The organism is Streptomyces sp. ISL-11 (assembly GCF_018614525.1).
Lineage (GTDB): Bacteria > Actinomycetota > Actinomycetes > Streptomycetales > Streptomycetaceae > Streptomyces.
Map to the genome: position 1 here is coordinate 41,486 of NZ_JAGGOL010000031.1, position 311 is coordinate 41,796.

Sequence of the window (311 nt, forward strand, 5' to 3'; positions counted from 1 at the left end):
GGCGGCCCGGGCCAGCGCGGTCTCCGGCCGCGGGGCCGGGCACGGCAGCAGGACGTCGGCGCGCAGCATCCGCCCGTCCGTCAGCCGCACCTTGCCGGGCTCGCGGGCCGCCACTCCCTGGCCGAACTCCAGCGTCACGCCGAGCGCTTGGAGGTGGTCGGCCAGCAGCCGGCCGGCGCGGTCCGGCAGGCGGTCGTCCAAGGGGTACGGGCCCGGGTGGACCAGCGTCACCTCGCGCCCGGCGCGGCGCAGGGCCGCCGCCGTCTCCACGCCGGCGACGCCCGCGCCGACGACCGTGACCTGCCCGGCGG

At 81.0% G+C, this 311-nt stretch carries 1 protein-coding gene; it reads right to left on the reverse strand.

Annotated elements, in window-relative coordinates; translation table 11 throughout:
* A partial coding sequence (locus J7E86_RS09120) for an FAD-dependent oxidoreductase (RefSeq protein WP_215081040.1) occupies positions 1-311 on the reverse strand: 311 nt, incomplete at both ends.